This is a genomic window from Mesorhizobium sp. WSM1293 (assembly GCF_000513875.1).
Taxonomy (GTDB): Bacteria; Pseudomonadota; Alphaproteobacteria; order Rhizobiales; family Rhizobiaceae; genus Mesorhizobium; species Mesorhizobium ciceri.
Genome location: NZ_AZUV01000047.1, coordinates 1 through 6,429, shown reverse-complemented (window position 1 = coordinate 6,429; position 6,429 = coordinate 1). Strand labels below are relative to the sequence as shown.

The window sequence follows — 6,429 nt, the reverse complement described above, 5'->3', positions numbered from 1 at the left end:
CCTTCCCGGAGCGTGCCCATCCGCACACCGCGCTGCGATAGTGCTGACAGGAGTTCCGGGGTTGATAGACCGTCGCGTTCAAGCCGAAAGAACACCATGTTCGTGTCAATGACGGGGGGCTCGAGGCGAATGCCGGGAATGTCGCGGATCTTCATCCCCAGCAGCTGGGCACGGCGATGGTCTTCGATCAGACGGTCCACCATGGTTTGAAGCGCCACGATACCCGCACTCGCCATGAAGCCGGCTTGTCGGAGGCCACCTCCTAAGAGCTTCCGATAGCGTTTTACACGATCGATAAAGGGCCGTGTGCCGCACACCATCGAGCCGAATGGAGCGGCAAGTCCTTTCGACAGGCTGAACATGACCGAGTCGAAGTCCTGCGCTATCTCAGCTGCTGACCTCTTCGAGGCGATCGCCGCATTGAAGACGCGGGCGCCGTCAAGGTGCAACGGCAAGCCATGCTCGTCGGCGAGCTCGCGCACGTCCTTCATATAGGACGCAGGCAGGACACGCCCTCCACGTTGACAATGAGGATTCTCCAATACGATGGCCCCTGGCGGTGCGCACTGGTAATCGCTCTTGTCACGGATCGCCGAGCGCAGGTTATCCAGCGACAGCCGCCCATCCAATTCTGTCGGTACCGGGTGCAGGACGAGCCCCCCCAGTGCGGAAACGCTGCCGGCTTCGAAATCGTAGAGATCGGAGCGGTCCCCGACGATCACCTCGTGGCCGCGAGGACAATGCGCGAGCAGCGCGGTAAGGTTCCCTTGGCATCCGCTCGTTAGGAAAGCGGCGTCTTCCTTCCCGAGCATTTCCGCCGCCAAGGCTTCCAGCCGGTTTAACGTCGGATCTTCACCGTAACCGGCGTCACCCACCTCCGCATTGAACATCGCCCGCCGCATCTCTTGGGTGGGAAGGGTTATGGTGTCGCTGAGCAGATCAATCATTCTTCTCTCCAAGAGGTAGGCGTTGCCTATCTCGCAAAGCCGGCGCTAGCTGCGCATCAACCGAAGCGGCGGGAATCGCCCCAAAACAGCGTGCCCGGTGAGATACAGGACACACCCGCGAGGTGCGGCCAACGGCGTTGAGGTCCGCGCGCGCCGTCACCTTGCGTGCCTTCTCCTGCCTCTAATTCGCAGCCATACGCCAACCAAATTGGTCTCGACGAGATTAGCTTCGACGAAATATGGGGCAGGAGGGAGGTTGGTTTGCACCAAAATACATAGTTTCTTGAACCGCCGACCGCGGAAAGTGATGCGGTTTGAAATATAGGCAGCTTGCTGGACCTCGCGGCACCGATCTGGATCGGCAGACCGAGGCGTGTTTCAACCTGCAGAACCCCGTTGCTATTTCAAGTCGAGTTTAACGCAACATTGCAATAAATGCTGCGCAACGTTTTGCGACTGTGAACTTTCCTGAGACGGCCGGCATCGCTAGGGACGACCTAGATCGAAGAATTCTTACAGCCCTACAAAAGAACAACCGACTCTCCTTTTCCGAACTCGCGGAAGTTGTCGGTTCCTCGGCAGCCTCATGCATGCGTCGAGTGAACAAGCTGCGTTCGGATGGCGTGATCAGGCCAGTGGAAAGTTACGCTCATCTGCCAACGCGCGATGTGAAGGCATCTGCCGTCGTGATTGGCACGTCTCGGCCAACGGTAGAAGGAGATTCCGACCGCTAGCCTCATGACCAATACATGCTTGCTTGGATGTCGCAAAAAGGGTCGCGTATCGCAAGCAACGGCTGAGCTGTCCGGCTACGAGTCGCACCTGAATGAGCGATGATGCGAAGCCATAGCGCGCAATTCGCAAACGCTGTTCAATGGCGCAGGGCAGTTTGGTCCGCTAATGTGGGCCCGAAGTATATGGCGCGACTGTTGTTTAACACAATGCAGCCCTTAGGTGGACTTTAGGCCGGCTCGGAAACGCCGTCGGAATTTTTATCGATCAAGATGGCTTGTTGGTGTGCGTGAAGAGTTCAGTCGAGCTGTTTCGCTGTGCGAGCCCCCACGCCGTCGGATGAGTTTCGCTCGGCAGACGGCCCAATGGGTCGGGCAGCTGCCTGACTGAATTATTTCACTTCTCCAGCCAATGACCATTGCAGCTCGCCTGCCGTCCGAATTTGGTGCCCAACGTCGCGTCTTTGCCTTCAAAATCGCCGATGCCGTGCCGCTATCTGCGGCGATTAGCATACGAGCCGCTTTCGCGCAAAACGCAAAGTTCCTTAACCTGGCCAAGTAAACGGATTGAAAGATAGCAGAAATGATGGACGAATGACACGGCTCTTCCCTATTCTCCCAACTGTAGATGATCATTGAGTTGATGGGCATAGGTATCCACACGGATTGGCTTTCATGTACGGACAATATCTCCCTATGTCCGAGGGAAGATTGCCGTTTTGGATTGGGGTTTCCTGCATTCCTCGTCGCCTACGACACTGTGCACGTCTGGAATGGCAGGTTCTTCAGGTTAGATCTGCATCTTGATCGTTTCTTTGGGCGATTGAACGCCTTCCGTGCCGAGGGGAGGCTTCGTCGTTGAGCGCATCATGAAGATCGTGTCAGTTTTCAGGGCGATCTGGCGCTCTCGGTCACTCCAGCCCACCGCCTCGTGCAATACGTTTCGATTCCGAGGATCACCAGCATCAGCGCCCCGACGATGCGGTCACCTATGAGCAGTCTCGACGGCGTGCCTGAGGCCCGGCCGCAACATGCCCTAGATTTGGGCGGTGCGGGCGAGAAAGCTTCATTTGGTTCGAATAGGATGGTTTCGAAACTAATTACGTTCTCCGCAATTGTCGGAGCAGCGGTACGGCCACCCATTCTCCACAGCTTCGGCACGTCAATTGATGCATACCAGAAAATCGAGTCAACTGTTGCATACTGGTTCCCCTGATGCCGCGTGGATGTTGCCCCCTGCATGCCCTCCGTACGATAAATGTCAGAAGGGCAGTTGGCGCTATGAACGCGCCGATGCGGATTTGACAAGAGCTCGTGCGCCTGGCGCGGAGTTCGCGGCCGGCGTTTTGACCCAATAGGATCCATGCAGCTCACTTGTGCAATAGTGAAACATATGTTGCAAATCAACTCGCCTCTGTTATCGTGAGCTGTGGTTACCGTCCGTCCAGCGGGTTTTAGGGAGCTCATAATGTATGAAACGGTCGCGTACGAAATCCAGGACAGTATTGCCGAAATTCGCCTGAATCGGCCGCACCGTCTGAACGCAGTAGTGCAGCAACTCTACGACGATGTCATGGCAGCGCTCGACCAGTCTGAACGAGACAACGACGTGCGCGTGATAGTCCTGACCGGAGAAGGGCGGGCGTTCTGTGTTGGCGCCGATTTGAAAGAACACAAGGCCGGCCGCGCGGCCTTCGATAGGCGACAATATCTGATGAGCGAACAAAGGGTATGTAGGCGTCTGCGCTCACACCCGAAGCCGGTCATTGCGGCCGTAAACGGCTATGCCCTTGGCGCCGGTGCCGAGATGGCTCTCGCTTGTGATTTTATGGTCATGGCAGCATCGGGGCGCATCGGATTTCCCGAAGTCGGCCTTGGTGCATTCCTTGGCGGCGGGGTCACGCACATTCTTCCGCGACTTGTTGGCCTGGCAAAGGCGCGTGAGCTGCTCTTCCTGGGCCGGCAGATTGATGGCGCGGAAGCGGTCCGGATCGGGCTGGCCTTGAACTGTATCCCCAACGAGGAGTTTGCTGAAAGGGTCCGCACCCTGGCAAGCGAGCTGTCAAAAAAGGCCCCATTCTCGATGCAGCTTGCAAAAGAGCGGTTGGCGTTCGCCGCCGAAGGGACGTTCGAAGCTGCGCTCACCGGCGAGCTTGAGGGTATGATGTTTTGTTCGGCAACTCGTGATTGGCAGGAAGGTGTCGACGCCTTCGCCGAGAAGCGTGCGCCGGTCTTCCGGGGAGAATGAGGATGTCAAACGAACTGGTTCATATTCTATCCCCGAGTTCCGTCGCGATTATCGGCGCATCCAAGAATCCGACCAAGCGCGGATATAGGTCGCTTAGGAAACTCCTAGATGACGGCTATGCGGGAGCAATTTATCCGATTAATCCGAACGAAAGCGAAATCTGCGGCCTTCGGTGTCTGCCCGATCTGGGCAGCCTGCCGGGTCCTGTCGACCTGGCACTAGTCTGCACTCCCGCCGCGACCGTTGCCTCAGTCATCACCGAATGCGCCGCAAAAGGAGTGCGCGGTGCCATTGTTCTGGCGGGTGGCTTTGGAGAGGCTGGAGACGACGGCAAGCAGCTCGAGGATGCAGTGTTAGACGCTGCGCGCGCTGGCGGGGTGAGGATCATCGGGCCAAACACCTCGGGCATGTTCAATACTCACAAAGTATGCAATCTCGTTGGCTTTTCGGATTTGCGGAAGGGTAGCATTGGCCTTTTATCCCAATCCGGCAACATGGCTCTTTCGCTGGTCACCGAAGCTCAAGCCAATGGGCATGTCGGTTTGAGCACTTATGTGGGGGTAGGTAATGAGGCTGATATCCGCTTCGACGAATACCTCGATTACTTTGCGGCCGATCCCAACACCAGCGTGGTGATCGCCTACGTTGAAGGACTGAAAGACGGTCGCCGCTTTCTAAACGCCTTGAGACGGATATCGCTTGAGAAACCAGTTGTCATTTACAAATCGGGGCGGACAAGGGCCGGACGCATTTCAGCGAAGTCTCATACCGGCGCTCTGGCTGGCGAATATGCTGTCAGCGAAGGCGTGCTGAGGCAAGCCGGCGCGGTCCTCGCGCACCGATCCGATGAGATTCTGCCGATAGCTGAGGCGCTATCGCTGCTGCCGTCCCTGCGGTCGCGCCACGTCGCCATTCTTGCAGACGGCGGAGGTCACGCCACAATCGCCGCCGATGCACTAGCTGAACGTGGATTGGTGCTGGCTCCTCTCCGCGAAGAGACGAGGCGGCGACTTTCGGCAGTGCTTCCTCCGGCCGCATCGGTGGTCAATCCCGTCGACGTTGCCGGCGGCACGGACACAGATCCTGCGGTTTTCGCCGCGTGCGCCGAGATTCTGTTGCAGGATTCGATGGTGGATGGACTTTTGATTTCCGGTCTCTACGGCGGGTATGCGGTCCGTTTTTCACCAGACCTGCTGGCCGCAGAAGTCGATGCGACGAACATGATCGCCGCAATGGCACGCCGGTTTGGCAAGCCCGTGATCGTTCACAGCCTTTACAGTTGTCTTCCGGCAGACCAGCGGCCATCACCCCTCATTCAAATGCGTCGAGCCGGTATCCCCGTGCACAGCTCCCTGGAAATTGCCGTGCGGTGCATACAGGCTTTGGCGGAGTATGGTGAAATGGGCCGCGTCTGTGAAGCGTTGCCAACGAATGGAGCGAAGCACGGCAGAGTTTTCGGTCAGGTTCTCGCGCGTTGCAGGGCCGAGGGTAGGCGGGAGGTTTTGGAGCACGAAGGGCGAGCCAGCCTGCGCGACTTTGGCCTGGATCTAGCACCTGCTTTGCTTGCTGTGGATGAACAAGAGGCCGAAGAAGCTTTTGTTCATCTCGGCGCACAGCCGGTTGCGATGAAAATAGTATCTCGCGACATCCTGCACAAGACGGAGGTCGGCGGAGTCAAACTCAATGTTGCCAATGTCGCATCGGTACGTCGCCGTTTCGTCGAGATCGTTCATAATGCCAAGGCTGCAGTGACAAATGCGAATGTTGCCGGCGTCCTCGTCACTCCAATGGCAGCAAAGGGGGGCGTCGAGGTCATTGCAGGCGTGGTGCGTGACGCTGCCTATGGCCACGTTATGATGTTTGGATTGGGTGGGGTCTTTGTCGAAGTGCTTAGCGACGTAGTGTTCCGCGCGCTCCCGATTTCGCGGAATGATGCCTGCGCGATGTTGGACGAAATCAAGGCGCAAGCCGTTCTCGATGGCGTGCGCGGGGCAGCGCAGGTGGACCGAGACGCGCTTGCAGATCTCATGGTGGGTATCTCGGATTTCGTTGAAGAATTCCCGGAAATTGACGAACTCGATCTCAATCCGATCCTTGCCTATCCCGACGGTCTGGCGGTCGTAGACGTTCGCATCCTTCTCACCGCGTCCTCCACGGCGCGGTCCCCAGAGAAGATAGGGATTGAGGCATGACCGATCTGCCGAAACTCGTCGACTCGAAACTCGAGGTTAGCGACCGCGTCGCCNTCCTCGTGCTTGACCGCNACGACGTCCGCAACGAACTGACCGGGACGGCCCTGATCGACGATATCGTGCGGACGGTCGACTGGATCAATGGTGAGGCGGCCGTTTCGGTGTTGGTCTTGACCGGAGCTGGCAAGGCTTTTTCCGCCGGCGGCAATGTTAAGGACATGCGGGATCGTAGAGGGAGCTTCGCCGGCGATGTCTTTGAGGTGCAAGATCGCTACCGCCGGGGAATCCAACGCATCGCGCTCGCCATGCAC

5 protein-coding genes and 1 pseudogene are annotated in these 6,429 nt (G+C 57.8%); 5 read left to right on the top strand and 1 reads right to left on the bottom strand.

The window, feature by feature from the left end; all coding sequences use genetic code 11:
- A partial coding sequence (locus M729_RS0130250; RefSeq protein WP_027163775.1) for a threonine aldolase family protein occupies positions 1-947 on the bottom strand: 947 nt, incomplete at its 3' end.
- 458 nt (positions 948-1,405) lie between these two features.
- Between M729_RS0130250 and M729_RS1000000139570 the strand changes: the two genes are divergently transcribed.
- From M729_RS1000000139570 to M729_RS0130225, 5 genes and pseudogenes are all read left to right on the top strand, one after another.
- Positions 1,406-1,681, top strand: coding sequence for an AsnC family transcriptional regulator (locus tag M729_RS1000000139570; RefSeq protein WP_245267669.1), 276 nt, complete (start codon positions 1,406-1,408; stop codon positions 1,679-1,681).
- Between the two features lie 591 nt (positions 1,682-2,272).
- A pseudogene (locus M729_RS1000000139565) lies at positions 2,273-2,498 on the top strand (branched-chain amino acid transferase); the annotation flags it as partial.
- Between the two features lie 648 nt (positions 2,499-3,146).
- On the top strand, positions 3,147-3,926 hold the full coding sequence (locus M729_RS0130235; protein ID WP_198032152.1) for an enoyl-CoA hydratase/isomerase family protein: 780 nt from the start codon (positions 3,147-3,149) through the stop codon (positions 3,924-3,926).
- A 2-nt stretch (positions 3,927-3,928) separates the two neighbouring features.
- Positions 3,929-6,118 (top strand): acetate--CoA ligase, encoded by a 2,190-nt coding sequence (locus M729_RS0130230; protein ID WP_027163773.1) that lies wholly within the window; start codon positions 3,929-3,931, stop codon positions 6,116-6,118.
- Positions 6,115-6,429 (top strand): enoyl-CoA hydratase-related protein (locus M729_RS0130225; protein ID WP_027163772.1); only part of this gene is annotated, 315 nt, incomplete at its 3' end. The genes M729_RS0130230 and M729_RS0130225, both read left to right, overlap by 4 nt.

What these genes read in the sequence shown, in the direction of transcription:
- M729_RS0130230 (WP_027163773.1), top strand. Translation starts at nt 3,929, where the DNA reads ATGTCAAACGAACTGGTTCATATTCTATCCCCGAGTTCCGTCGCGATT.
- M729_RS0130235 (WP_198032152.1), top strand. Translation starts at nt 3,147, where the DNA reads ATGTATGAAACGGTCGCGTACGAAATCCAGGACAGTATTGCCGAAATT.